This is a genomic window from Dyadobacter sp. AC419, from assembly GCF_979253085.1.
Genome location: NZ_CEEDCD010000003.1, coordinates 86671 through 110133, shown reverse-complemented (window position 1 = coordinate 110133; position 23463 = coordinate 86671). Strand labels below are relative to the sequence as shown.

The 23463-nt window shown below is 45.3% G+C and carries 25 protein-coding genes and 1 pseudogene; 16 read left to right on the top strand and 10 right to left on the bottom strand.

Annotated elements, in window-relative coordinates; genetic code table 11:
- Positions 1 to 7: 7 nt before the first annotated feature.
- Genes AC0IYG_RS00840 through AC0IYG_RS00830 form a run of 3 tightly spaced genes read right to left on the bottom strand, consistent with a single transcriptional unit; the run spans position 8 to position 2924 of the window.
- On the bottom strand, positions 8 to 805 hold the full coding sequence (locus AC0IYG_RS00840; protein ID WP_471709136.1) for a LytR/AlgR family response regulator transcription factor: 798 nt from the start codon (positions 803 to 805) through the stop codon (positions 8 to 10).
- Positions 802 to 1881 carry a sensor histidine kinase gene (locus AC0IYG_RS00835; protein WP_471709135.1) on the bottom strand — a complete coding sequence of 360 codons (1080 nt, stop codon included), beginning with the start codon at positions 1879 to 1881 and terminating at the stop codon, positions 802 to 804. The genes AC0IYG_RS00840 and AC0IYG_RS00835 overlap by 4 nt, the downstream gene beginning before the upstream one ends.
- Positions 1878 to 2924 carry a sensor histidine kinase gene (locus AC0IYG_RS00830; protein ID WP_471709134.1) on the bottom strand — a complete coding sequence of 349 codons (1047 nt, stop codon included), beginning with the start codon at positions 2922 to 2924 and terminating at the stop codon, positions 1878 to 1880. Before AC0IYG_RS00830 ends, AC0IYG_RS00835 begins: the two co-directional genes overlap by 4 nt.
- 345 nt (positions 2925 to 3269) lie before the next feature.
- Here AC0IYG_RS00830 and AC0IYG_RS00825 point away from each other — a divergent pair, with 345 nt between their 5' ends.
- Positions 3270 to 3662, top strand: coding sequence for a LytR/AlgR family response regulator transcription factor (locus tag AC0IYG_RS00825; protein WP_471709133.1), 393 nt, complete (start codon positions 3270 to 3272; stop codon positions 3660 to 3662).
- A gap of 72 nt (positions 3663 to 3734) precedes the next feature.
- A complete protein-coding gene (locus AC0IYG_RS00820; protein WP_471709132.1) occupies positions 3735 to 4001 on the top strand; it encodes a hypothetical protein in 267 nt (88 codons plus the stop codon).
- A gap of 2 nt (positions 4002 to 4003) precedes the next feature.
- On the opposite strand, the gene AC0IYG_RS00815 is transcribed toward AC0IYG_RS00820, so the two are convergent.
- The 7 genes and pseudogenes from AC0IYG_RS00815 to AC0IYG_RS00785 form a co-directional block, all read right to left on the bottom strand.
- Positions 4004 to 4951, bottom strand: coding sequence for a D-2-hydroxyacid dehydrogenase (locus AC0IYG_RS00815; RefSeq protein ID WP_471709131.1), 948 nt, complete (start codon positions 4949 to 4951; stop codon positions 4004 to 4006).
- Positions 4952 to 5101: 150 nt separating this feature from the next.
- Positions 5102 to 7484: pseudogene (locus AC0IYG_RS00810) on the bottom strand (M1 family metallopeptidase).
- A gap of 63 nt (positions 7485 to 7547) precedes the next feature.
- A complete protein-coding gene (locus AC0IYG_RS00805; RefSeq protein WP_471709130.1) occupies positions 7548 to 8129 on the bottom strand; it encodes a HupE/UreJ family protein in 582 nt (193 codons plus the stop codon).
- A 213-nt stretch (positions 8130 to 8342) separates the two neighbouring features.
- Positions 8343 to 9692, bottom strand: a complete 1350-nt coding sequence (locus AC0IYG_RS00800) for a T9SS C-terminal target domain-containing protein (RefSeq protein WP_471709129.1) — start codon at positions 9690 to 9692, stop codon at positions 8343 to 8345.
- Between the two features lie 72 nt (positions 9693 to 9764).
- Positions 9765 to 12131 (bottom strand): TonB-dependent receptor domain-containing protein, encoded by a 2367-nt coding sequence (locus AC0IYG_RS00795; RefSeq protein WP_471709128.1) that lies wholly within the window; start codon positions 12129 to 12131, stop codon positions 9765 to 9767.
- Entirely contained in the window at positions 12022 to 12582 is a 561-nt protein-coding gene (locus tag AC0IYG_RS00790; RefSeq protein WP_471709127.1) for a carboxypeptidase-like regulatory domain-containing protein, read from the bottom strand. Before AC0IYG_RS00790 ends, AC0IYG_RS00795 begins: the two co-directional genes overlap by 110 nt.
- A gap of 117 nt (positions 12583 to 12699) precedes the next feature.
- Complete coding sequence (locus AC0IYG_RS00785; RefSeq protein WP_471709126.1) at positions 12700 to 14190, bottom strand: M14 family zinc carboxypeptidase; 1491 nt, start codon at positions 14188 to 14190, stop codon at positions 12700 to 12702.
- Between the two features lie 281 nt (positions 14191 to 14471).
- Here AC0IYG_RS00785 and hisH point away from each other — a divergent pair, with 281 nt between their 5' ends.
- From hisH to AC0IYG_RS00715, 14 genes are all read left to right on the top strand, one after another.
- On the top strand, positions 14472 to 15062 hold the full coding sequence (gene hisH, locus AC0IYG_RS00780; RefSeq protein ID WP_471709125.1) for an imidazole glycerol phosphate synthase subunit HisH: 591 nt from the start codon (positions 14472 to 14474) through the stop codon (positions 15060 to 15062).
- A gap of 10 nt (positions 15063 to 15072) precedes the next feature.
- Positions 15073 to 15795: a 1-(5-phosphoribosyl)-5-[(5-phosphoribosylamino)methylideneamino]imidazole-4-carboxamide isomerase gene (gene hisA, locus AC0IYG_RS00775; RefSeq protein WP_471709124.1), complete on the top strand. Its 723-nt coding sequence runs from the start codon at positions 15073 to 15075 to the stop codon at positions 15793 to 15795.
- A gap of 3 nt (positions 15796 to 15798) precedes the next feature.
- Entirely contained in the window at positions 15799 to 16566 is a 768-nt protein-coding gene (gene hisF / locus AC0IYG_RS00770) for an imidazole glycerol phosphate synthase subunit HisF (RefSeq protein ID WP_471709123.1), read from the top strand.
- A gap of 81 nt (positions 16567 to 16647) precedes the next feature.
- Positions 16648 to 17277: a bifunctional phosphoribosyl-AMP cyclohydrolase/phosphoribosyl-ATP diphosphatase HisIE gene (gene hisIE / locus AC0IYG_RS00765; RefSeq protein ID WP_471709122.1), complete on the top strand. Its 630-nt coding sequence runs from the start codon at positions 16648 to 16650 to the stop codon at positions 17275 to 17277.
- 13 nt (positions 17278 to 17290) lie between these two features.
- Complete coding sequence (locus AC0IYG_RS00760) at positions 17291 to 17626, top strand: phage holin family protein (RefSeq protein ID WP_471709121.1); 336 nt, start codon at positions 17291 to 17293, stop codon at positions 17624 to 17626.
- 61 nt (positions 17627 to 17687) lie between these two features.
- Positions 17688 to 18026, top strand: coding sequence for a phage holin family protein (locus AC0IYG_RS00755; RefSeq protein WP_471709120.1), 339 nt, complete (start codon positions 17688 to 17690; stop codon positions 18024 to 18026).
- 97 nt (positions 18027 to 18123) lie between these two features.
- Complete coding sequence (locus AC0IYG_RS00750) at positions 18124 to 18459, top strand: hypothetical protein (protein ID WP_471709119.1); 336 nt, start codon at positions 18124 to 18126, stop codon at positions 18457 to 18459.
- 70 nt (positions 18460 to 18529) lie between these two features.
- On the top strand, positions 18530 to 19042 hold the full coding sequence (locus AC0IYG_RS00745; RefSeq protein ID WP_471709118.1) for a geranylgeranylglyceryl/heptaprenylglyceryl phosphate synthase: 513 nt from the start codon (positions 18530 to 18532) through the stop codon (positions 19040 to 19042).
- Between the two features lie 877 nt (positions 19043 to 19919).
- Positions 19920 to 20114, top strand: a complete 195-nt coding sequence (locus AC0IYG_RS00740) for a hypothetical protein (protein WP_471709117.1) — start codon at positions 19920 to 19922, stop codon at positions 20112 to 20114.
- 79 nt (positions 20115 to 20193) lie between these two features.
- Positions 20194 to 20331 (top strand): hypothetical protein, encoded by a 138-nt coding sequence (locus tag AC0IYG_RS00735; RefSeq protein WP_471709116.1) that lies wholly within the window; start codon positions 20194 to 20196, stop codon positions 20329 to 20331.
- A gap of 37 nt (positions 20332 to 20368) precedes the next feature.
- Positions 20369 to 20602, top strand: a complete 234-nt coding sequence (locus AC0IYG_RS00730; protein ID WP_471709115.1) for a hypothetical protein — start codon at positions 20369 to 20371, stop codon at positions 20600 to 20602.
- Entirely contained in the window at positions 20584 to 21105 is a 522-nt protein-coding gene (locus AC0IYG_RS00725) for a hypothetical protein (protein ID WP_471709114.1), read from the top strand. The genes AC0IYG_RS00730 and AC0IYG_RS00725 overlap by 19 nt, the downstream gene beginning before the upstream one ends.
- A complete protein-coding gene (gene porU / locus AC0IYG_RS00720; protein WP_471709312.1) occupies positions 21065 to 23140 on the top strand; it encodes a type IX secretion system sortase PorU in 2076 nt (691 codons plus the stop codon). The genes AC0IYG_RS00725 and porU overlap by 41 nt, the downstream gene beginning before the upstream one ends.
- On the top strand, positions 23130 to 23456 hold the full coding sequence (locus tag AC0IYG_RS00715) for a hypothetical protein (RefSeq protein WP_471709113.1): 327 nt from the start codon (positions 23130 to 23132) through the stop codon (positions 23454 to 23456). Before porU ends, AC0IYG_RS00715 begins: the two co-directional genes overlap by 11 nt.
- Positions 23457 to 23463: the final 7 nt, after the last annotated feature.

Sequence of the window (23463 nt, the reverse complement as noted above, 5' to 3'; positions counted from 1 at the left end):
TCCAACCTTATTTCCCCATCCATTTCTTAAAATCATTCGTTTTTTCCCTGCTTACGATTGCTTCTTTGTCGAATGTTGGTTTTAGTGCCAGGGCGAGGCGGTTGTTGTAGTAGGGCTGGATTTGGGTTACGGATTGGTGGGTGATGATGAGGCCGCGGTTGATCCTGAAAAAGCGATCAGGATCAAGGAATAGCTCCATTTCATCCATGCGGTAATCGACGACAAACTTTTGTCCCTGGTGATTTTTGAAAAAACTGACGCCGTCTTCAATGAAAAAATAGGCGATTTCTGAAATCTCAATGGACAGCATTCTTGCACCTTGTTTTACCAAAAACCGCTTGCGATAATCGGCCACGGGCTGCTGCAATTGCAGGTTTTTCAAAATGCTTTCAAGATTGGCGGGCAGGGAAGGAGCGTCTGCATGGCGGTTGCTGCCGGTGAGATCGTAAAACTTGCGTATGCTGCGCTGCAAATCTTCCTGCTGAACGGGTTTTAGTAAATAATCAATGCTATTAACCTTGAAAGCCTGTAATGCATATTCATCATACGAAGTGGTGAAAATGACCGTGCTGCGGATATCAATGCGATTGAAAATTTCAAAGCTTTGACCATCAGCCAGTTCTATGTCCAAAAATATAATGTCGGGTTCGGCTTCGCCATTTGCGCGATTTTCTGAAATCCACTCCACAGTTGCTGCTATGCTGGGTGTGATGCCTTTGATCACAAATTCAGGCGCGGTTTCTTCGAGTAATTTGGTCAGCTTGCGAACGGCCAGCTTTTCGTCTTCGACGATTAAAATGTTCATTGGTTTTCAGATTTTTGTGTCAGCAGCGGCAGTAAAACGGTAAAATATTCAGCATTAAGGTCAATCACAGGCTGGCGGTCGGAGAGCAGCTTATATTTAGCCTCAATGTTGGCCAGTCCGAGCTTGGTCGATTTTACGCGCGTGGATTTTTCAAGTAAGTTGTTGCGCACCTCCAATTGATCGTTTCCAATGGACCGGATCTCGATCAGCAGCGGATTTTTCTCCAAAATCGTGTTATGCTTCACGGCATTTTCCACCAGCAATTGCAATGTAAGCGGCGGAACAAAGCTGTTCAGGGCCGTCTCGTTCACATCAATCACCAGTTCCAGACCCGTGTCGTAGCGTGTGCGGAGCAGGTGATAATATGATTTGATAAATTTAATTTCTGTCGATAAAGTCGTGAGCTCGTGCTGATTGGTTTGCAAAAGATAGCGATACACTTTGGCCATTTCATCTACAAATTGCTCAGCCCGGGTCGGTTCGTCATGAATAAGTGCCGAAAGTGTGTTCAGACTATTGAACAAAAAATGCGGGTTAACCTGGCTTTTCAAACTTTGCAGCTGGCCCTGTAATCCGGCCTTTTTGATAGCCTCTTTGTTGGTTTTGATCTCCTTCCACTTACCCAGCGAGTAATTGACCTCGTACAAACAAGTCAAGAGCAATATGGCCAGCAGCTCAAAAAGATACACATTAATCATTTTGCCAAAATCCAATTGCGCATTCAACGGCCGGAAATGAATGATGATCAACCCATAAACCGTGACGTAAATGCCGGTAAGGACACAAAATGACAAAGCTGTAAACACGGCCCTTTTCACCGATGAATGGATCGAAGGATATTTCTGGGCAATGTATTGAGCCGCCCAGTCGTGCGGAATGAACGCCAGAACGGTCATCAGCAAAACCATGGATGTCCCCAAAACGAAATTGGAAATACTGGCAAAATAAGGGTCGCCGATCAGCAGATAACTGATCGTAGGCACAAACCAGGGCACCAGCAGGACAAACATCCACCTGCCAAAAAGGCTAAGCCAGATCAACTGGCCGATCGACTGGAATTTGTGATGCGGGATCATGTGTAAATTAATGGCAATAGCACGATAAACTCTGAATTTTCCTGTTTGATCTGAATCGTCCCCGCCTGATTAAAAAGCATTTTGTATCTCGACATGAGCGTTGCCAGGCCGCCATTGCTGGTTAAGGGAGTTCTGATGGTTCGTTTTTGTAAGTTGTTCCGCACTTCAAGCTGGCCTGTGGCGGTGGTTCGGATGTGGATCTGCAACGGATGATCGGAGGAGACAATGTTGTGGCGGATCGCATTATCAATGAGTGTCTGGAGCGTCAGCGGCACCATTTGACCCGTCAGGTAAAGGTCTGCGATGTGGATGGAAATGTTAATGCCGTTTTCAAAACGCGTTTCGAGCAAATAAATGTAAGAGCGAATGTAACGCAGCTCGGCATCTAATGTCACCATGCTCGTCTCCCGATCAGGCCCGTTTACACTGAGCAGATAGCGGTAAACTTTCGACATTTCGTCCACAAATTTTTCTGCAATGGCGGGTGATTCCGAGATGAGGACAGACAAAGAATTGAGGCAATTGAACAAAAAATGAGGGTTAACCTGTTGTTTGACAACTTCCAGCTCGGATAGCAGCTGCTTTTGTTCCATTTGCTGCAACTCATCCTGATTGGTTTTCCATTGCATAAATGCATAAGCAAGTTCCGTCAATCCCGCGCCGATGAGCGAAGCCGCAAGCAATGTAAACACCGACCATAACACGCGTTCGCGTTCCATTGCAAATCCAAAAAGGCGGATGTGATCGTAAGCAAAAAGTACGGCAAACAAAATGGACACATTGACAATGGCATACAACACAAACCAGAACACAACGCGCAGCACGGACTGGTGTGTGTCGGGGTAAATCCGGGCAATGAATATCGCGATGAGCTGATTGATATGATTGGCTATCAAACAGAGAATGAGGTTGATAAAACTTCCGCCCAGGAACACGTTGAGATCTGAATAATAAGTGCTGCCCCAAAACAGATAACCCACCATCGGAATGAGCCACGGAAGGACCAGCACAAGGATGAAGAAGTTGAGACGGTTTTTCCGCATCGCATCAAAATACTTCTCAAAATAGCTGAACCGGACCTGCATCATAGAAGGCAAAAATAGCAATGTGTCATTCGTTGCTGAAACGCTTCGGCAGCGAATTGTAATAAATAGCCTTTGAAATGTTGGATTTACCCGCTTAACCTGCTTATGCTGACATTAATATACGATTTTACGGCTCGTTGAAAGCGAATTACAAGTCATCCCCCAAAAAGTGTGATACAGATACCAAAACTGACAGTACGGATAAAATTTGTTTTCAATAGCAACGATTCGGAGACAAATTTGTGTCGTCCAATTTGAGGGCGTTACCCTTACATTTTAATACATCCTTTTATCTATTAAGCCATGAAAACAACATTAATGAACCCATTCTCCTGGGCAGTGAACCCCTTAAACGATGGAAATGTCAATCTGATCGCCGTGCACAACAATGGAAAGATCACGTGGGTTGAGGCGCGCGAGATCACACATTTGGAAGGCGAGGGGAATTACACGTACATCCATACGCGGAACGGCAAGAAACATCTCGTTTCAAAGACCTTGAAAGTGGTGATGGAGATTCTGCGGGCCGATTTTATCCGCATTCACAAATCTTATATTGTTAATCCAATGCATGTTACCGCGCAATTGGAGCCGGATAAGCTTTTGCTGAGCTGCGGCAGAAAAGTGCCCATTGCCCGCCGCAGGATCAGGGAAATCCAGGATTTGGTGTCAGGAGAATATCTTGCAGCAAGTTAGTTTCAACTGATTGCTTACAGCGGGGTCGGATCGTCAAGATCTGATCCCATTTTTTTGTTCAAACCACCGGGCATGAATATTTATAAACTTTGTAAAAATCAGCAAAGAACTCACGTCAAGATGGCTAAGAAAAAAAGAAAGGCACCACTAAGCAAGGCAGCAGCAAGACCAGCAGCAAAAAGAAAAACAAACTGGGCGTCAAAAACTTCCCTCGTCAACAACATCAACGCCCGCAAGAAAAAAGGCACATCCCGGCCGAAGAGCAAGAAAACCGTGAGTAAGAAGTCGTATACGAAGATGAAGAAGAACTGGGGGAAAGGGAAGAAGACCAGGAAGTAATTTCATGAAACCACATTCTTCGCCTCTCCATTCTGAAAACTTTCCAGATTATCAGCCACCATTTGTAGCAATCGCTTCCTGGCTTCGAATGTGGCCCAGGCTATGTGGGGGGTGATGATGCAGTTGGGGGCAGAGAGTAGGGGGTTATCGGCTTTGGGTGGTTCCGTTGAGAGGACATCCAGTCCGGCTCCTGCTATGATGCCGGTTTTTAATGCTTCGGCGAGATCTGCTTCGTTTATTAATGGGCCGCGGCCTGTGTTGAGGACGATCGCATTGGGCTTCATGCGAGCCAGGCGTTCTTTGTTGACGATCTCTTTTGTTTCGTCGGTTAACGGGCAATGCAGACTTACGACGTCACTTTTTTCAAAAACTTCTTCCAAAGAAACCATTTCTACGCCATCAGTAGGAGTCGGATGTTTACGGTAAGCGATCACATTCATGCCGAATGCCAGCGCAATTTTCGCGACCTGCGATCCAATGTCACCCAAGCCGATCAGGCCCATCGTTTTTCCTGCCAGCTCGGTTAACGGTGTTTTCCAATAGCAAAAATCTGGTGAAGCAACCCATTCACCAGCAAAAACGCTTTGGCTATGCAATTCCGCATGGTTAACAACCGCCAGCAACAATGCAAATGTCTGCTGCGCGACAGAAGCCGGGCCGTAAGCCTTCACATTAGTAACTGTAATGTTGTGTTTTCGGGCAGCATCAATGTCAATGTTATTAAAACCCGTTGCCATCACGCCGATGTATTTCACTTTTGGCAACTGATCCAGAATCGCTTCTGTCAGCACCACTTTATTCACAAGCAGAACTTCCGCATCTTTTGCGCGCTCAACGATTTCATCATTTGCAGAGCGATCAAAAATGGTCACATTGCCAAGTTGCTGGATCGGTAACCAGTCCAGATCACCCGGATTTAATGTGTAGCCGTCGAGGAGTGTGATGTTCATGTAATGTGCTTATTAGTAAATGATTACAATCTGAATTTTGAAATTACATAACTTCTATTTTGAAATTACATAGAATCTATTTTGAAATAACATAAAAAATCCTCCCCAAAACAAGGCTTGGGGAGGATTGATTTGAATGTTGCTGGTTTCCTAATTCTTCGGATCCGTGCTGATTTTTCCAGCGCCGGCTCCCTGCATTTGCATAGGGTTAGGGGCTCTTTTTTGTTGCTGCTGCTTGAAGATCTGGAATCTTGTGGGCGCTGCAATGCGTGGGAATGCGTTGTTTTCTGTGTCGATGTCTGCAATTTGCTGGTAAGGATCCAATGTCCATTGCACGACTTTCTTTTTGGTCGAAATCACTTTATTGATCTGTGCATCGTTGAAGCGCCAGATTTCAGCCGGGAAAACGGCTACGGAATCAGTGCCGTCTTCGAAGCCCATTTTGACGATCACAGGCATGGGCAAACCGCCTTTGTTTTTAATGGATAAGGTGTAAAAATTGCTGTTTTCCTGGATCAGCGCTTTTTCGTTATCTGTAAGCGATGCCATGTATTGGTCATATTTCTGCTTATCCGCTTCGGTTACTTTGAATGGGTCATAGCGGTTGTAGAAATCGGCCATGGTTGAATCTTGTGCAACAACGGTCTCGCCTTTTGTTTTGGCATCCTGCATTTTGCTCATTGTTTGCTGCTTGCGGGCTGCTTCCTTGCGCGCAATTTCCTTTTCAATTTCCGGGTTCTGCGTATCAATGTTAAACCAATCCACACTCACCAGATCCTGATCCACAGGCTCGGTTCCGTAAAACCAGCCTTTCCAGAACCAATCCAGGTCCACACCGGAAGCATCTTCCATAGTCCGGAAAAAGTCGGCTGGGGATGGGCTTTTCGAATCTCCATCTGGTTGCATATTCTTTGAATGCATGATCGAACAATTCACGGCCCATAACGGTTTCGCGGAGAATGTTCAGCGCAGTTGCTGGTTTGGCGTAAGCATTTGGTCCCAGGCCAATTACGTTTTCGGCGGAAGCCATAATTGGTGTCAAAACAGATTTGTCAGACGACATATAATCCGTGATCTGGTTTGGTTCGCCGCGGCGGGTCGGGAAGTTGAAATCCCACTCTTTTTCAGCCAGATATTGGCAGAATGTGTTCAAACCTTCATCCATCCAAGCCCATTGGCGCTCGTCTGAATTGACGATCATCGGGAAGAAATTGTGTCCAACTTCGTGGATAATCACCCCGATCATGCCATATTTTACAGCCTCGCTGTAAGTCCCATCTTCTTCCGGGCGACCGCCGTTGAAGCTGATCATCGGATACTCCATTCCGCCGCCAGCCACGGAGTGACAAGAGATGGCAACCGGATAAGGATATTCAAATGTGCGCGCTCCGTAAGATTTCAATGTGTGGGCAACTGCGCGGGTTGAATATTGTTCCCAAAGCGGATTGCCTTCTTTTGGATAAATAGACATGCACCAAATCTTGCGGCCGCTTTTGTAAACATCACTTTGCATTGCATCCCAGATGAATTTCCGGCTGCTAGCAAATGCGAAGTCACGCACATTATCTGCTTTGTAAATCCATGTTTTCTTGCCTGGGTTTTTGTTCTCGCGTTTCTCCGCTTTTTCTGCTTCGGCCTGCGTAACGATCAAAACGGGGGTCTTGGAAGTTTCAGCTTGCTTCAAACGTTGCTTTTGGGTTGCAGTAAGCACTTGTGCATAATTTTGGCATTCGCCGCTGGCTGCCACCACGTGGTCGGCGGGAGCGGTGATGGCCACTTTATAATTTCCGAAAATCAATGCAAACTCACCTTGTCCTAAAAATTGCTTGTGGTTCCAGCCATTAATATCGTCGTAAGGCGCCAGGCGTGGGAACCAGTGGGCGATGAAATAATTGGCATTGCCGTCTTTCGGGAAAAACTCGTAACCGCTGCGTCCGTAATATTCGGTAACATTATAAGTCCAGTCCACACCAAAAACATAGCTTGTGCCTGACTTCAATGTCACCGGCAAATCAATGCGCATCATGGTTCCGTTGATCGTGTAAGGCAACACTTTTCCAGCTTTGTCCTTCACCGAACCGATTTGATAACCATATTCAACATTCGGGTCTAGCGATGAGCCGCGGCCGTTGTTCAATGCGGCCAACTGAGCCGTAGACATTCCTTTTTCGCTCACCGAGCCCGTTCTGGAAGTTGCGCCTATGCCATCTCTTTTGAAAAGATTTTGGTCCAGTTGCAGCCAGATGTATTTCAGATCGTCCGGGGAATTGTTGAAAAATGTAATGGTTTCCGAGCCAATGATCTTTCTTTTATCATCATCCAGTTCCACTTTAATGTCATAATCAGCGCGGTTTTGCCAGTATTCACGTCCCGGCGCACCGGATGCCGCCCGCGTAGAATTTGGTGTCGGAAGCATTGTGCCCAATTGTTCAAAACGGTCATTCGCTTTGTAATTGGGATTTGGAGGAAGTTGCTGCGCCATGGCAGAAACCGTAATAAGCAGAATCAGTAACGGGAGAAGTGCTCTTTTCATATTAGTTGGTTATTGAGAATAATGCAGGTTATTTAGGCTAAAAGGCTGTGCAGGAATTCGTTATTAATGATCAGTGAAAGCGACATGCCGACGATAATGCCGGATAAAATATGGATCCAGCTCAGTCGCTGTACCGCGTAGGATCTCGATCATGAAAAATGCAATGGACAAAATGACAAAAACAATGATCAGCTGACCCAGTTCGAGCCCAACATTAAAACCCAGCAACGGACTTACAATGTCTGCTTCTTTGCCTAATAATGACCTCAGATAATTGGAAAAGCCCAATCCGTGGATCAGTCCAAAAAACAATGCGAGCGGATAACGGACCTTTGAAGCTTTCTCATGATGGCTGAAAGACACTTTTGGAACAACATAAAAGAAATTAAGGACGGCCGTAATAACAATGGTAACCGGAATCAGCAGCTCAATCCAGTCCGGGTTCACATTCACAAAACCCAATGTGGAAAGCGCGAGCGTAATGGAATGACCGATGGTAAAAGCAGTAACCAAAACGATCACTTTTTTCCAGTCGATGAGCGTGTATACTGTGCAAAGCGCCATAATGAAAAGAATATGGTCGTAGCCAAGGGAATCGGTAATGTGGGTGAAACCTAGTTGTAGGTAAGCCTGGAATTCGGACATTAAATCGTATTAAAATGTATTCGTATTTGAAAAAATACTTGTCAAGACAAAAAAGCGAATTCGAATATATTCTATTCGTGTCATTATTACAAGATGAAAGCTAATTACGAGTGCCTTAGCGACCTTTGCCAAAACATCGGGCACAAAAAAAAGACCGGAAGCATTTGCCTCCGGCCTTTCTAAATTCTGACACCAATTATATAAGACTATTAATTATTTTACGATTTCGTAGTTGGCATTCTGTGGATCCCAGTTAGCCCATTTGTCAGTCCAGTCGGTTGTTCCGAATGCACCAACCACTGTGTTTGCTTCAAATCCTGCTGGCAATGTTGCGCCGCCAGTCAATAGAGCAGATCCTGTTGTTGGCAAAAGACCTGGCTTAGCAGTGATTGAGTTGTAACCAGTTGCCAATTTAAGATCAGCAACAGCAGCCACTTTGTTTTTGCTAGCAGCAGGAGCGAAAAGCGCCAATGTTGTGCCTTCGATCACACCTTGTGCAGGCGTTCCAGTGATAGCCACTGTGTTTCCGTCCATTTTGATTTTACCAGATGTGAAGTTTCCAATTGTACTCTCATCCTGAATCCTTACAGCCGAACGAGGCCATTCACCCGTTACCAATGTGTTATAAACAGAGATTGCAGAGTTTCTTCTGATACGCATCGCAGAAGCAAATTTCGCATTAGGCGTTCCGCTAGCCATTGCAATCGTAACGTTTGCAAATTTAGCCGAAGTCTGAGGCGTTGCACCTGTTCCCGTACCATCGTTATCAGACTCAAAACCATTTGAATCACCAGCCTGATCAGCTACTGCCGGATCACGAAGGATGAAACCATATTGAATGTTTCCTGAAAATCCATTGTCTGTATCGAAATCATCGTCCAGACCACGGTAAGCGATCAAGTGCTTTGCATTAACAGCTCCACCAAACCATTCGTAAGAATCGTCGCCTGAATAAGAAACCTGTACATAATCAACCTCTGTTCCTGAACCTACGCCGCCGAATGTAAGACCATTGATCTCCTTATCTGTTTCGTAAGCGATACCAGCAAACTCGATACGAACATATTTAAGCTGTCCTGAATTGTCAGCTGCGTCTGTTCCGCCAAATTTTGACTGGTTTTCTCCTTCAATTACCGCGTCTGGCTTGTTAACCGGCGCTTTTCCAAGGATGATCAATCCACCCCAGTCACCTGCTTTACGTTGTCCGGCTGGTTTGTTTGAAGTAAAAATGATAGGCTTGTCTGGTGTTCCTACTGCTACGATTTTCCCGCCTGGCAAAACGATCAGAGAGCCTTTTTGTACGCCGTCCCCTTTGATAATGGTTCCTGGCTCGATCGTCAATGTTACGCCGGATTCTACATAAACAAATCCTGAAAGCAGATATTGGTTGGAAGCAGACCACGTCGTGTTTGCGGTAATTTTTCCTGTAATGGTTTTCATTTCTCCTACCGGAGTTACAATGATATCATCGTCATCATCTTCGTCATCGTTTGTACAAGAGATCGATCCGAACATTGTAAGCCCTAACATCAGCAAGCTCAAAAGTTTACCTGTGTTTTTCATAAATTCAATTGTTTGTTTTTCTGTTTTAAAGTACTCTGGTGATAAAAAGAGCCGGTTTACGACTTGTGGTTATTAGAATTTGTAATTGATTCCGATGGTTGAGTAGCTGCCTCTGCGGTAACTTTGATACGACTCATCCACGCTGGTGATTTTTTGATCCTGGTTGCTATCCTGGATCAGGCGGAAGCGCTGGTTAAGCAGATCCTGGATCCCCAATTTGATTTCAAGATGTTCTCCCAAAGCCTTCACAATGTTCAAATCGATCACGTTTCTTGCCATTTCATAAACGGTTGGCTGCAAATCGCGGTCACCCACGAGGAAGATCCTGCGTCCTACGACATTGTAAAGTGCATTCACCTGCCAGCCGCGGTTCACATCGTTGTAATAAACTCCCGCATTGATCAGGTATGGTGATTGTCCTTGAAGCTGGCGGTCGTTTTCTTGTCCTGCAAAGCCTGTCAATACATTACTGTTGATCACAGATGCATTCAAAAGCACGCTCAGGTTATCCACGAATGGAGAGACAGTCAGGTTTTTAAGTGATTTGCGCATTTCGATTTCAGCACCATAAGTGTAAGCCGATTTTGCATTATCCACATAGAATGAAACACCTGAACCTGCGTAGCGGATACGTGTTTCGATCGGGTTAACAAAGTGCTTGTAGAATGCCGCAACCGATATCATTTCGCCTTCTTTTGGGTAGAACTCGTAACGCAGGTCGACGTTCTGGATCGAAGGCGTTTTCAAATTCGGGTTACCAACGCGGGACACGTCGAAGTTGAAGTCATAGTAAGTAAATGGCGCCAGCTCGCGGAACTCAGGACGGTTTACAGAAACCGAGTAAGCCAATCTTACCAGCGATTTTTCAGTGAAGTTGTAAGCCAGGTTAGCCGATGGCAAGAAGCGGAAAATCGGGTTGTTCACGCGGATACGTTCGCCGCTACCACGCTGTCTGCTTTGCAGTTTCTGAATGTTGTTTTCAACACGCAGACCAATCGAAACATTGAATTTTTTGGTAAAAGGAATGTAAGAACCTACGTAACCTGCCATTAATGTGTTTTGGGCAGTGTATTTATCATCTGTGTTGGTTCTTTCTGCGTAGTAAAGCAGGTCTCTTCCAATATTTTGTGAGTCAAAAAGCTGTGCTGGTGCCTGTCCAAGCAATTCTTGTGAAGCATTGCCTGAGTTGGTCAGGTTGAACCATCTTGCTTTGAATGCTCTGTCCTTCATTTCACCGTAAGCACCTGCACGAAGTTTGATCTGCATGCTTTCGTCATCTTCGTAAGCGCTGCGTTCGAAACGGTGTTCAAGATCGGCGCGGAAAGAGCTCGTGTATTCGGTTAGTTCAGAGTAAAATCTCGCTCCTCTTGTTAAGCTGGCGTTGCTTCCCGGAACAAGTTCCACCTGGAAAGGGCCGTTAGAGCCTATCGGACGGGTTGAGATAAAGCGGCGGTAATCCGGTTCGCTGCGAATGGTCGTTCCCAACGCGCCAAGCCATTTCAATGTTGTATGTGCGCCCAGCTCGTGCGTTCCGCCTAACTGGCCTGAGTAAATGCTTTTGGACTCGTAACGGAATGCGTAGTTCTGCACTTCAACGTCATTGTCTGTATTGTAACCCTGACGGAAGTTGGTCTCCTTGTTAGAAAGCTGGTTGAACAGGTTTCTGAATTCGATCTTGTGATTCGGGTTAATGATCAATGCCCAGTTAGACATCACGCCCAGGCGGACATTGTTTTGATACAATTCATCCTGATACGAGCTTTGAATGTCTGATTTCTGTTTTTCAGTATTAAAGCTCAGATAACGGAATTGTGTTGTTGGTAAAAACTGGTGTGTAGATGAATAGTTGACATTGTTGAATGTAGTCAGCTTCATATTCCCAAGCTCGAACTTGTGGTTGTAACCCAATGAAGCGCGAAGGTCAGGCGTAACCGACTTTGATTTCAAATCATAAAACTCCGGCAGGTTTCGGAATGCATTCAATGTTGCGTCCGAAGGCCCGTTTTCGTTTTGCAATCTTTTTGTCGAAGGGAAACCGTTTGGAAGTGCTCTGTCCGGTGCACCGAAACCTGTCCAGTCCAATGATGAGCCTTTGTAATCAAGCACATTTTGGAATGTTGTGTTTCCGCGGTAACCACCCGTTAAGCTGAATGTAAATCCGTTGTCGTCAGGGATTGTTTTTGTATAAATCTTGATAATTCCACCTGCAAATTCACCTGGCAATTCAGGAGCACCTGATTTGTAGATCATCATCCGGTCAATAGCCGTGCTTGGAATTAAGTCAAATGAGAAAGATTTTACGTCAACCTCTGTTGAAGGCGTGATCGCATCATTCAACATTACGGTGTTGTAACGCTCGTTCGAACCCGCGGATAATGACGAAGCGGTCGTCTTGGATGGAAACGCCCGGCACGCGGCGAACCACTTGTGAAGCGTCACGATCCTGGGATTTCTGGATCTGCTGGGCAGAAATACCAACAGCGATTTGCTCGGCCTGCTTGATTTCGGTGATAACGGAAACGTCGGTGAAGGATTGACGTTGTCCTACGATCTTAACCTCTTCCAGGTTCGCCACATCTTCCTCAATGGTTGTGTTGATGAGGACGGCCTGATTTGGATAAACTTCAATCGCAATTTCTTTCGGCTTGTAAGAAACGTAGCTTACGATAACCGTTTGCTTTCCTGTGGGGATATTCTGAATGTCGAAATTTCCTTCAACATCTGTTGCTGTTCCTATGGGGGGAGTGGAGCCTTTTAAAACAACGCTGGCCCCGATGACAGCTTCTTTGGTCTTGTAATCAACAATGTTCCCCTTAATCGAACCCGTTTGGGCGTACACCAATGTGGTGGTCAGGAGGAAAAATAAGAGAGAGGTAATTTTTAAGTTCATGTCTTGTGTCAGAATTATTTTCTGATACAAAAGTAGACTGCCAATATTACCCCAATGTTACCCCCATGTTATGGCTCAGTTATTTCAAAATGTGGTTTTTTGTTTAAAATCAAGCACTTACTCAATAATCCCGTTTCCTTTTCCGGCTTCATAGTCTTCCAGGTCGTAAACGAAGCCATTGATCACTGCATACTTCACAACGCTGCCTTTTTTGAGGATAAATGTGGCTGTGTTGCCTAGTCCCGGCGTGCCGGAAGGGGCTGCTTGTCCGCTTCTCAGCACGTGTAACGGGGTTGTTGTAAAGTAAAGGCCGAGTGCGCGGGTGTTGGAATCCGAGGCAAGACGCACGTAGGTGTAACCTTGTTTGAGCAGGCTTACTGCATTGAGTTTGCTGACCTCGCTTACATTCTTATACGTTGTCGGGTAAACCTTTCCTTTTTCAATGGTCAGTCCTTTTGCATCAATTTCTTCACTTCCGAATTGCGGATGCAGGTCGCCGAAGTCTTCGATTTTGCTGTAATAGAAAAATTTGGTTGCATTGGAATAGCTTACTTCGTTCCTATTAATTCCCAAATCAGCCAAAAACGATTTGCCTGACTGCTTTACCGTCGCATTACGGACCACGAGATCATAAACCCATTTGCCGTTTTCAGGGATTTTGTAATAATCGTCGCGTTTTTCTTTGGTCAGGGAGTTGTCAGCGATTTTATCCAAAGCCGAAAGGATCGCCATGAAATTAAGCTTCCTAATGTATTGTTTTTCAGGATCGCCCACATAACCACCCGATTCGATGAGGACCAATGTTGTTCCCCATTTCTGAACATTATCACCAAATCCACGTGGCTCATGATCATCGGAATAGCGTGCAACCTGACCGGGAATGTATTTTTGCAAAACCTTATTCATGCCCACGATCAGCTGCATGGAACGCTCGCGAACAGGGTTAATCGAAAGTTCGTAATCATAAGATGTTGCCAGGAAGGAAATCGTCGCCACCTTGGCACTTCTGCCAGCCGAGTAGCGCGGGCTTTGGTCGTGCAAGTTAAAGCCGTAATCGGGTTTCAGTCTGTCGACCAATCCTTTCAAAATCACTGCTTCGGGCGTTTGGCGGGAAGCGGCGTCGCGGTTCATATCAATGCCTTGCATGGTTCGACGCTGGTAACGTTCGGCGCCGTCGGGATTTAGCATGGGAACGAAATACAATGTTGTGTTTTCGAGCAATTCTTTGCGGAAATCGTCGAAGCCGTCGTTTTTGCCTTCCAGGAAATTGAAAATATCAAAGCTCGCCATGGTTGCAGTGGGCTCGTCGCCATGCATTTGGGTCCATAGGAGCACTTTTTTCTTGCCATTCCCGATTTTAAGCATTTGAATATCTCTTCCTTCGAATGATTCACCGACGCTTTCAATCTTGTAAAGCGGATTGCCCTGGCGTTTGGCGATGAGGGGAAGAATGTCTTTTTGTTTGAAGCGGCGCTGCGTTAATGTGCTCTCGCGGAAGGTGTCGTGTATTTTGAAAAGCCGGTTTGGCAGCTCATCAGACTGCGCCTGGGAAGTAACGGTGGTCAAGGTAATTAGAAAGAATAATAGTTGTGAAATGATAATGCGCATGGTCGTACAGGCCGTTTTATAATCGCAATGTACAAGAAATTTCTAAGCAAATTTTAATGTAATATTTGCTTTCAGGCTTTCCGGTTCTAGCATTTATTACTTACATTTGTGCATGTTTAAAGCTGAAACAAATCATCATTTTCATCAAGGCCATCTGGCTTTCGGACGTCTTGGGTGATGTGTTTTTGCAAGTAGTGTTGTAATAAGGTTGAATACATAGTATCCCAGAAGCCCGATTTTCAAAAATCGGGCTTTTTTTGTTTTGCCTCAAACCACATTGGATGAAAACAGTCATTATAAAATACAACGCGGGTAACGTGCAGTCGGTTATGTACGCGCTCGACCGCATTGGGGCGGGTTACCTGTACACGGACGATGTTGAAGAAATCCGTTCGGCGGACAAAGTGATTTTCCCGGGCGTGGGAGAGGCGAGCACGACGATGAATTATTTGCGCAAAGTTGGTCTCGATAAGATCATTCCGACATTAAAACAGCCCTTTTTTGGAACGTGTATCGGCATGCAGCTCATGTGCCGTTTTTCAGAAGAAAATAACACAGAATGTATGGGCATTTTTGATGTGGACGTAAAACGATTCCCTGCAACGCCGGACATTAAAGTCCCGCATATGGGTTGGAACAACATTACGGATTACAAAACGCCGCTCACAACCGGTTTGCCTGACAATGCGTATGTTTACTTCGTGCATAGTTATGCCGCACCCGTTTGCGAATACACCGTGGCGAGCTGCGAATATGTGCGGCCGTTCAGCGCAATGCTGCACAGGGATAATTTTTACGCGGCCCAATTCCATTGCGAAATCAGCGGCGACGCGGGACAACAGATCCTCAAAAACTTTTTAGACATTGTTTAAACCCTTTGAAATGATTGAAATAATACCAGCCATTGACCTGATCGAAGGAAAGTGCGTGCGCTTAACCCAGGGAGATTACGGACAAAAAACCATTTATAATGAAAACCCGCTCGAAGTAGCGATGCAATTTCAGGATGCGGGATTGAGACGTTTACACCTCGTGGATCTGGACGGGGCGAAAGCGAAGAAAGTTGTGAACTGGAAAGTTTTGGAAAAAATCGCTTCAAAAACTTCGTTGCACGTTGATTTTGGCGGAGGCGTTCAGTCGGATGAAGATTTAAAAGCAGTGTTTGAAAGTGGCGCAAAACAAGCGACCGGCGGCAGCATTGCAGTAAAAAATCCGGAGGTTTTCTTGAATTGGCTTTCGGTTTATGGCGGTGAAAAGATCATTTTGGGAGCCGATGCGAAGAAGGAAAAAGTGGCGGTAAGCGGCTGGGAAGAGGGGACGGCGATCTGGGTTTATGATTTTGTAGAAGAATATGTTGCAAAAGGTGTAAAATATACGATCAGCACGGATGTGGCGAAAGACGGTTTGTTGCAAGGTCCTTCATTTGACCTTTATAAAAATTTGCAGGACAAATGTCCTGACCTGAAAATCATCGCCAGCGGCGGAATCAGTGGTTTGGCAGATGTTGAAAAGCTGGCTGAAATGAACATTTACGGTGTCATTATCGGAAAAGCGATTTACGAAAACCGGATCAAGCTAAGCGAGTTACAGCGTTTTTTGAATTAAAATATGCTAACAAAACGAATTATTCCATGCCTGGATGTAAAAGACGGGCGGACGGTCAAAGGCGTTAATTTCGTTAATCTGCGTGATGCAGGCGACGCAGTGGAACTAGGCGCATTATACGCAGCACACGGTGCAGACGAGCTTGTTTATCTGGACATTACGGCCACGGTTGACGGCCGTTCTACGTTCATTGACTTGGTTAGAAAAGTTGCGCACACCATTAACATTCCTTTTACCGTAGGCGGCGGCATTTCTTCTATTGCGGACGTTTCCGCCTTGCTGCATGCCGGGGCTGATAAGGTTTCGATCAATTCGGCGGCTGTGAAAAATCCGGATCTGATCAATGAGCTTTCTCTGGAATCGGCAGTCAGTGCATTGTGGTGGCCATTGACACGCCGTTACATTGAAACTGCTCGGGAGCACATTGTGCACACGCATGGCGGCCGCAAGCCGACCGAACTGCGCACCATTCCATGGGCGAAAGAAGTGGAAGATCGTGGCGCAGGTGAAATATTGCTGACTTCCATGGATACAGACGGCACCAAAGCAGGTTTTGCATTAGAATTAACAGCGACAATTAGCGGCAATGCTAACATTCCCGTGATTGCTTCGGGCGGTGCAGGAAATATGGAACACTTTTACGATGTCTTTACAACCGGAAAAGCTGACGCGGGCCTTGCAGCAAGCATTTTCCACTTCCGGGAGATCGATATTCCTGATTTGAAACAATATCTTCACGACAAAAATCTGCCGATGCGGATGACGCGTTAAGGTTGGTTTTGACAACAAATGCTGGCCCGATAAATTGAATTAGCCGGAAACAATGCAACTTTGTTCAAATGATTATTTAAAATGAGCGAGACTTTTTCAAGAATTGATTTCAATAAATCCCCGGACGGACTCGTGCCGGCCATTATCCAGGACGTGCACAGCAATAAGGTGCTGATGCTCGGTTATATGAGCGAGGAAGCACTGGAAAAAACCAAGCAGCTGGGCACAGTGACCTTTTTCAGCCGCAGCAAACAGCGCCTCTGGACGAAGGGAGAAACTTCCGGTAACTTTCTTTTTGTGAACGACATAACCGCAGATTGCGACGGTGACACCATCCTCATTAAGGCAACGCCAGCCGGTCCAACCTGCCATACGGGAGCGGATACATGCTTTGGGGAAAAAAATAGTCAGGATACACGAATCGGGGAAGCGTCGTTTCTCAATTACCTTCAAAAAGAAGTAATCCGGGAAAGAAAATTAAACCCGCTGGACGAGTCATACACGAGCAGTCTGTTCAAAAAAGGCATCAATAAAATTGCGCAAAAGGTAGGAGAGGAAGCGGTTGAAGTTGTGATAGAAGCGAAGGATGCTGACGACGATCTTTTTAAGAATGAGGTGTCCGATTTGCTTTTCCATTTGCTCGTGCTGCTGGAACAAAAAAACATTGACTTAGATGACGTAATTGGCGTACTTCGCAGCCGTCACCAATAAAAACAGATTGTTTATGAAATTAATAATACGTCTGCTTATCAGCACATTAGCTATTCTTGTTGCTGCTCATTTAATTCCTGGTGTCGTCGTAGCAAGCACTACAACTGCGATAATTGTGGCCATTGTGCTGGGAATTCTCAATACTTTTTTAAAGCCCATTCTGCAAATTCTTGCATTGCCGATCACCATCATGACGCTCGGGTTATTCTATTTTGTTGTCAATGTATTCATCATTTACCTGGCGACTTATCTGGTCGATGGTTTCTCTATAAGCGGATTCATTCCCGCACTGCTTTTTGGTCTTGTCGTTTCGCTTGTCTCCGGAATTCTTGGTATGTTTTTGGATTAGTGTTGAAGTTCTAGCTCCATAAGAGCCTTAATTTGATACACATGATTGAAAACTACTGCTTATGCTTAGTCAACTAGAAGAAATCAAGGACACGCTCTTTAAGTATTTCGAAACAAGGATCGATCTATTTAAAATTGAAACGAGAGATAAGATTGAACGTGCAGTCGTAATGGGCCTTTATGGCGCAATTCTGCTCTGCATCGCACTCACCGTGCTTATCTTACTGGTTATTCTGCTTGGGACTTTCCTGAATAAGTGGCTGGACAGCGACTATTTGGGCTTCCTGATTTTGCTGGGTGTTTTCGTTTTGAAACTGGTAATATGGATTGTTTTCAGAGAAAAGCTGATCAAATTTATCCGTGGAATCCTGGTTCGTTTTATTAAGATAAAAGAGGATTAACACTTTTGAAATAGTATTTTGGGAAAATTTGACTCAAATTGCTATTTTTGGGTTCCTTTTGAAAATTTCTCAGGTCATCATTAAACTAAAAAATGAAATGAGTTCTTCAATAGATTCTTCCGTAAAGATCACCAAACCGTTTTCTTCCGATACGGATAAAGAGAAAAAAGACTTGTTGCTTGATGCAGATCTTTACAGAGATAAGCTCGAATTGCAATGGAGCGGGTTGAAAAGTGACGCATCGACATACGGAAAGCAAGCATTGATTATCGGCGGCGTTGTAGTGACAACTTTTGTGGTTTTAAACGCATTCCTGCCGAAAAGTAAAAGGAAAAACAAGCTGAGGCAGAAGCCGAAGCGCGTGAGGCTTACAAGGCGATTGAGTCAAAACAAGACAAAAAATTTGCGGTTGGAGCAGCCGTTCAAAGTTTAGCCTGGACATTGGCTGTGGGATGGGCGCGCCAGAAGCTAAAACATATAATTGCAGATGATAGAAAAATCGAATGAAAACAGCGAATCATAAGATTGCAGACCTCCTTTCAACAAGAAGAATAGAGAAAAGGAAATCGTTTGCTGTTCTCTTGGATCCTGATAAAGTTAATTTTTCCACTTTTCCGAAATTCCTGGAATATGCGGTTGCGCATGGCGTTGACTTTTTTTTTGTAGGAGGCAGCCTCATTACCAATTACGCAATCGACGAACTCGTTGCTGCGATTCATCAGCACACCAACATTCCTGCGATCCTGTTTCCGGGAAGCAGCCTGCACATTGATCCTTCCGCGGACGCTGTGCTTTTCCTCTCATTAATATCCGGACGTAATCCCGAACTGCTCATTGGTCAGCACGTTATCGCTGCGCCTTTGTTGAAAAAAAGTGGGATTGAAGTTTTGCCGACAGGTTATCTGTTAATTGAAAGTGGCAAGCTGACAACCGTTTCATACATTAGCAACACCACGCCTCTTCCGCGTGACAAGCCGGGCATCGTTGCATGCACAGCTCTTGCGGAGAATTTCTGAGGTCTAAGACATATCTTTCTTGACGCGGGCAGCGGCGCGCAGTTTCCTGTAACCGGTGAAACTATTGCTGCCGTTCGTGCTACGGTAGACACGCCGATCATCGTTGGCGGCGGAATCGATTTCCGACGAAAAAGCCCGACATTGCGTTGAATGCCGGAGCCGACGTAATTGTAGTCGGTAACGGAATAGAACAAAACCCGGATCTCCTTCCTGAAATTGCAGCGTGCGTAAAGGCATTCAATAGAAAAACAGAAAGCGTTTAGAGCAACAATAGAGGATTTTATTGTACAAAATAAAGGGATTTGGGTGTTTTCTAAGGAAATTTTAAGTTCTTGGAAAAATACAATAGCAAACGTTAGGAACATTCGATTTAATCCTGCTACATTTGTATCGAACCTTAATTACACCCAAGAAATGAAAAAAATATTTGCACTTCTGCGTTCGTTGCCGGGATGGTAACTTTCGCTGCTTGTACTAGCAAACCAGCTGACGAATCTGCTGATACTACTGCTGTAACTGTTGAAACTCCTGCTGTTGATACATACTGCAGTCGACACAATGGTTACTGATTCAGCTGCTGCTGATTCAGTTAAGTAATTAGACGTACAAGTCGAAATTCGTGAAAAGCGCTATGAAAATAGCGCTTTTCTTTTTTTATTTAAGGAATGAAAAACATATCATTCGGCCTGCATGTCCCCCCGGCCGCCATTGCATATTGCGAGGCTTTACACCAACATTATAAGTTCGATTTCTTTCTCTCACGGCCACGACGCACACGTTCGGGCGACTTTACGGTAAAACCCGGTTTTGTACCAAGAGAATCACTGTAAATGTCAACCTCAATTCCTATAATTTTCTGATCACTTACCTGCATGAAGTGGCGCATTGCGTGGTGCATGCACATTATAAAGTTCGTTTGCGTAAGCGCGTTGCCCCGCACGGCATCGAGTGGAAACGGGAGTTTTCAAAACTTTTGCAACCTGTGCTGGACGAAAATCATTTTCCGGCAGAGAGACACCTGGAGGCATTAATTCGTTATTCCAAAAACCCAAAAGCCCTCGACGGGAGCTGACCAGGTTCTTTTTAATGCAATCCGTAAATACGACGAAAACGGGATAACAATTCATCCAGAATTGCACTTGTCCAACTGCATGAAGGAAGCAGCTTCGTATTTCAAGACAGGTTATTCGTCCTGCGGCTCGCTCAGAAGGACCCGCGTGCTCTGCACCGACAAAGCTTCCCAGCGCCTTTACACCATTCCAGCCCATGCATTGGTTGAAGCATGTTGATTTGAAAAATTGCCTTTTCCATTCGGTGTTATACTGCTTGGGGTTACTGACTAGTTTTTCAGCCATAGCGCAGGAAAAATCTGTGTTAGCAACCGGACATTGGTTTAAACTGGCCACAAATCAAACCGGCATTCATAAGATTGATGTTGCACTATTACGCAAAATCGGCATCAATCCCGGCGAGATCAATCCCAAACAATTACAGATTTACGGACATTCGGGTGGTATGCTGCCGCAGCCGGTAATAATGCATTGGTTTCCAATGCATTAAAGGAAAGCGCGATCTGGGTTTCAGGTGAAGAAGACGGGAAATTTGATGGAAATGATGCCATTTACTTCTATGCTGAATCTCCACATGCGATCACTTACGATTCTGTTAAAGCCGAACTCAGGCACGATATCAACATTTATTCCGATTCCAGCTTTTACTTCCTGACATTTGGACAGAAAAACGGACTTCGTATAAAAGAGCAACAAGCCGTTTTAGCGCAACAAGCCAAGGTTACAGACCAGTTTGACGATTATTGGTTTCATGAATCCGAAGAGCATAATCTGCTGAAATCGGGGCGGGATTGGTGGGGAGAATATCTTGAAAATTCAGCATTGAACATTACAGCTGACATTCCGGGCATTGTGCCTTCCTCCACGATTAAAGTGCGCACGTCTGCAATCGGAGCAGCCCAGGTTCCGACCAAATTCCGCTGGCAATTGAACGGTGCGCAGATAGGAGAGTCTGCTATCGGGGACAATCAGCGCCGGGACTTACGATATTAAAGCGCTGCGCGCCGATGCAACATTTGCAGTTTCTGCGGGCAATGTATCTTCATCGACATTATCTGTGGGCGTAACGTATGACCGGAGCGGTCAGAGCGCGGCACAGGGTTATTTGAATTATATCGCATTACAAACGAAGCGCACATTGCGTGCTTACGATAGCCAGCAGGTTTATCGCTTTTTACCAGAAAAAACAGATACAATCACTTACCGCATTGCCAACGTTCCTGCCAATTGGATGCTCTGGAATGTTTCAGATGCAGCTGTTCCGACATATGTGCCGCAGAATTTAAAAGACGGAATGCTGACTTTCAGCGCGACAGGAGGAATAAAAGGAGGACAATATGTAGGGTTAAAAACCGAGCAAGCGATTGAGCCAATATTTATACAAAATATTATTAATCAGGATATTGCTGCTAACGCGACGCCTGAATTGCTCATTGTAACACCTGCTGCCTGGAAACATGAAGCGGAACGGCTGGCTGCTTTCCGGGAAAGTAATGACGGGCTGGAAGCGCTCGTGGTAACAACCACCCAGATTTACAATGAGTATGCCGCCGGAAAACCTGATTTGACCGCCATAAGGGACTTTGCAAAACATCTTTACGACAAAACGCCAGGTAAATTAAAGTATCTGCTGCTGTTCGGTGATGCCGCATTTGATTACAAAAATCTGCTTAAAAATCAGTCGGATGCGCAGCGTAATAATTGGCTGCCTGTGTATGAAAGCCGCGAGTCGCTGAATCCGGTATATACTTATTCGTCAGACGATTATTATGGATTTATGGAGGATGGCGAAGGTGCCTGGGCGGAGTCCAATGCTGGCGATGCGACGGTTGACATTGGCATTGGCAGGCTTCCAGTAAAATCGGCTGAGGAGGCGAAGGTGATTGTGGACAAGCTGATCCGTTACGGTTCGTCTGAGCGTGTTTTTGGCAATTGGCGCAATGCGATTCAATTTGTAGCGGATGATGGCGACGGCAACATTCATCAGCGGCATGCGGACGAGCTGGCCAGGCTGGTGCAAAGTCAGTTTATGCCATCGCGCGTATTTATAGATGCGTTTCCGCAAACCACTGGCGCGACGGGTCAAAAGGCCTTTGATGTAAATCAGATTATCGACAAAAAGATTGATGAAGGAACATTAATCCTAAATTATACAGGCCATGGCGGTGTAAGTGGCTGGGCAGAAGAACAGGTCCTTACATTGGCGGATATGCAGGCCGCGCGCGGAATGGATAATTTGCCTCTTTTATTTACTGCAACTTGTGATTTTGGTCGTTATGACGATCCTGGCTTGGTTTCTGGCGCTGAATTAATGGTCCTTAGCCCAAGAGGCGCAGCCATTGGTGCGATCAGCACAACCCGGCCAGTGTATTCCAGCACAAACTTTACGCTTAGCAAGGCATTTTACGAAGCGCTTACCAAGAAGCAGCCGGGACGCAGATTAGGAGACATTTTCAGGGAAACCAAAAATAAAGCGCTTGTAGGCAGCTTAAACCGCAATTTTACATTGCTGGCCGATCCGTCTATAAAATTAGCCGAAGCGCAGAAAGGCATTCGCTGGGCACAAAAGCCGGACACTTTGCGTGCTTTGCAGAAAGTATCTTTGGCAGGTGAGATTTTTGATTCGGGCAAAAATAAACGAGACAGTCTTTTCGACGGAACTGCACGCATTGTATTATATGATAAGGAAGTGACATTCAAAACGCTTGGTAATGAGGGTGAACCTGAAAATTATACTGAGTATCGCAGCAAACTGTTCGATGGAAGTGTAAAGGTTGTGAAGGGAAGGTTTAGTTGTGATTTTGTAATGCCCAAAGACATTGATTATCGTATGGGAATTGGCAGGGCGAATTTATATGCCGTTCAGAGCGACAGTGCTGCGGATGCGAGTGCGCAGCTGGCTGTAATGATTGGCGGAAGCGCACGGCCGGGCACTGATAATACGCCGCCGGTGCTCACTGCATATATGAATGACGCCTCGTTTAAAGATGGCGATGTGATCGGCCCGTCGTCGAGTCATGTACATTAAGGCCAGTGATGAGAGTGGGATCACCATTTCGAATGCCGGAATTGGCCACCAGATCACGATGGTGATGAACGACACAATGACAATTGCATTGAACGAATACTACACGGCCGACCTTGACGATTACCGGAAAGGAACGATCACATTTCCGTTTAAAAACTTACCGACCGGTAAATATCTTATTCGCGTAAAAGTATGGGATACTTATACTAACTTTTCAGAAATTGCGTTCGGTTTTCAAGTAGGTGCAGTCAAAGGCATAAAACTCAACGCGCTTAAAGTCTATCCAAACCCATTCGATAAGGATCTCTTCATTTGAACTGAAT

What these genes read in the sequence shown, in the direction of transcription:
- AC0IYG_RS00840 (WP_471709136.1), bottom strand. Translation starts at nt 805, where the DNA reads ATGAACATTTTAATCGTCGAAGACGAAAAGCTGGCCGTTCGCAAGCTG.
- AC0IYG_RS00835 (WP_471709135.1), bottom strand. Translation starts at nt 1,881, where the DNA reads ATGATCCCGCATCACAAATTCCAGTCGATCGGCCAGTTGATCTGGCTT.
- AC0IYG_RS00830 (WP_471709134.1), bottom strand. Translation starts at nt 2,924, where the DNA reads ATGCGGAAAAACCGTCTCAACTTCTTCATCCTTGTGCTGGTCCTTCCG.
- AC0IYG_RS00825 (WP_471709133.1), top strand. Translation starts at nt 3,270, where the DNA reads ATGAAAACAACATTAATGAACCCATTCTCCTGGGCAGTGAACCCCTTA.
- AC0IYG_RS00820 (WP_471709132.1), top strand. Translation starts at nt 3,735, where the DNA reads ATGAATATTTATAAACTTTGTAAAAATCAGCAAAGAACTCACGTCAAG.
- AC0IYG_RS00815 (WP_471709131.1), bottom strand. Translation starts at nt 4,951, where the DNA reads ATGAACATCACACTCCTCGACGGCTACACATTAAATCCGGGTGATCTG.
- AC0IYG_RS00805 (WP_471709130.1), bottom strand. Translation starts at nt 8,129, where the DNA reads ATGTCCGAATTCCAGGCTTACCTACAACTAGGTTTCACCCACATTACC.
- AC0IYG_RS00800 (WP_471709129.1), bottom strand. Translation starts at nt 9,692, where the DNA reads ATGAAAAACACAGGTAAACTTTTGAGCTTGCTGATGTTAGGGCTTACA.
- AC0IYG_RS00790 (WP_471709127.1), bottom strand. Translation starts at nt 12,582, where the DNA reads ATGAACTTAAAAATTACCTCTCTCTTATTTTTCCTCCTGACCACCACA.
- AC0IYG_RS00785 (WP_471709126.1), bottom strand. Translation starts at nt 14,190, where the DNA reads ATGCGCATTATCATTTCACAACTATTATTCTTTCTAATTACCTTGACC.
- hisH (WP_471709125.1), top strand. Translation starts at nt 14,472, where the DNA reads ATGAAAACAGTCATTATAAAATACAACGCGGGTAACGTGCAGTCGGTT.
- hisA (WP_471709124.1), top strand. Translation starts at nt 15,073, where the DNA reads ATGATTGAAATAATACCAGCCATTGACCTGATCGAAGGAAAGTGCGTG.
- hisF (WP_471709123.1), top strand. Translation starts at nt 15,799, where the DNA reads ATGCTAACAAAACGAATTATTCCATGCCTGGATGTAAAAGACGGGCGG.
- hisIE (WP_471709122.1), top strand. Translation starts at nt 16,648, where the DNA reads ATGAGCGAGACTTTTTCAAGAATTGATTTCAATAAATCCCCGGACGGA.
- AC0IYG_RS00760 (WP_471709121.1), top strand. Translation starts at nt 17,291, where the DNA reads ATGAAATTAATAATACGTCTGCTTATCAGCACATTAGCTATTCTTGTT.
- AC0IYG_RS00755 (WP_471709120.1), top strand. Translation starts at nt 17,688, where the DNA reads ATGCTTAGTCAACTAGAAGAAATCAAGGACACGCTCTTTAAGTATTTC.
- AC0IYG_RS00750 (WP_471709119.1), top strand. Translation starts at nt 18,124, where the DNA reads ATGAGTTCTTCAATAGATTCTTCCGTAAAGATCACCAAACCGTTTTCT.
- AC0IYG_RS00745 (WP_471709118.1), top strand. Translation starts at nt 18,530, where the DNA reads ATGAAAACAGCGAATCATAAGATTGCAGACCTCCTTTCAACAAGAAGA.
- AC0IYG_RS00735 (WP_471709116.1), top strand. Translation starts at nt 20,194, where the DNA reads ATGAAGGAAGCAGCTTCGTATTTCAAGACAGGTTATTCGTCCTGCGGC.
- AC0IYG_RS00715 (WP_471709113.1), top strand. Translation starts at nt 23,130, where the DNA reads ATGTACATTAAGGCCAGTGATGAGAGTGGGATCACCATTTCGAATGCC.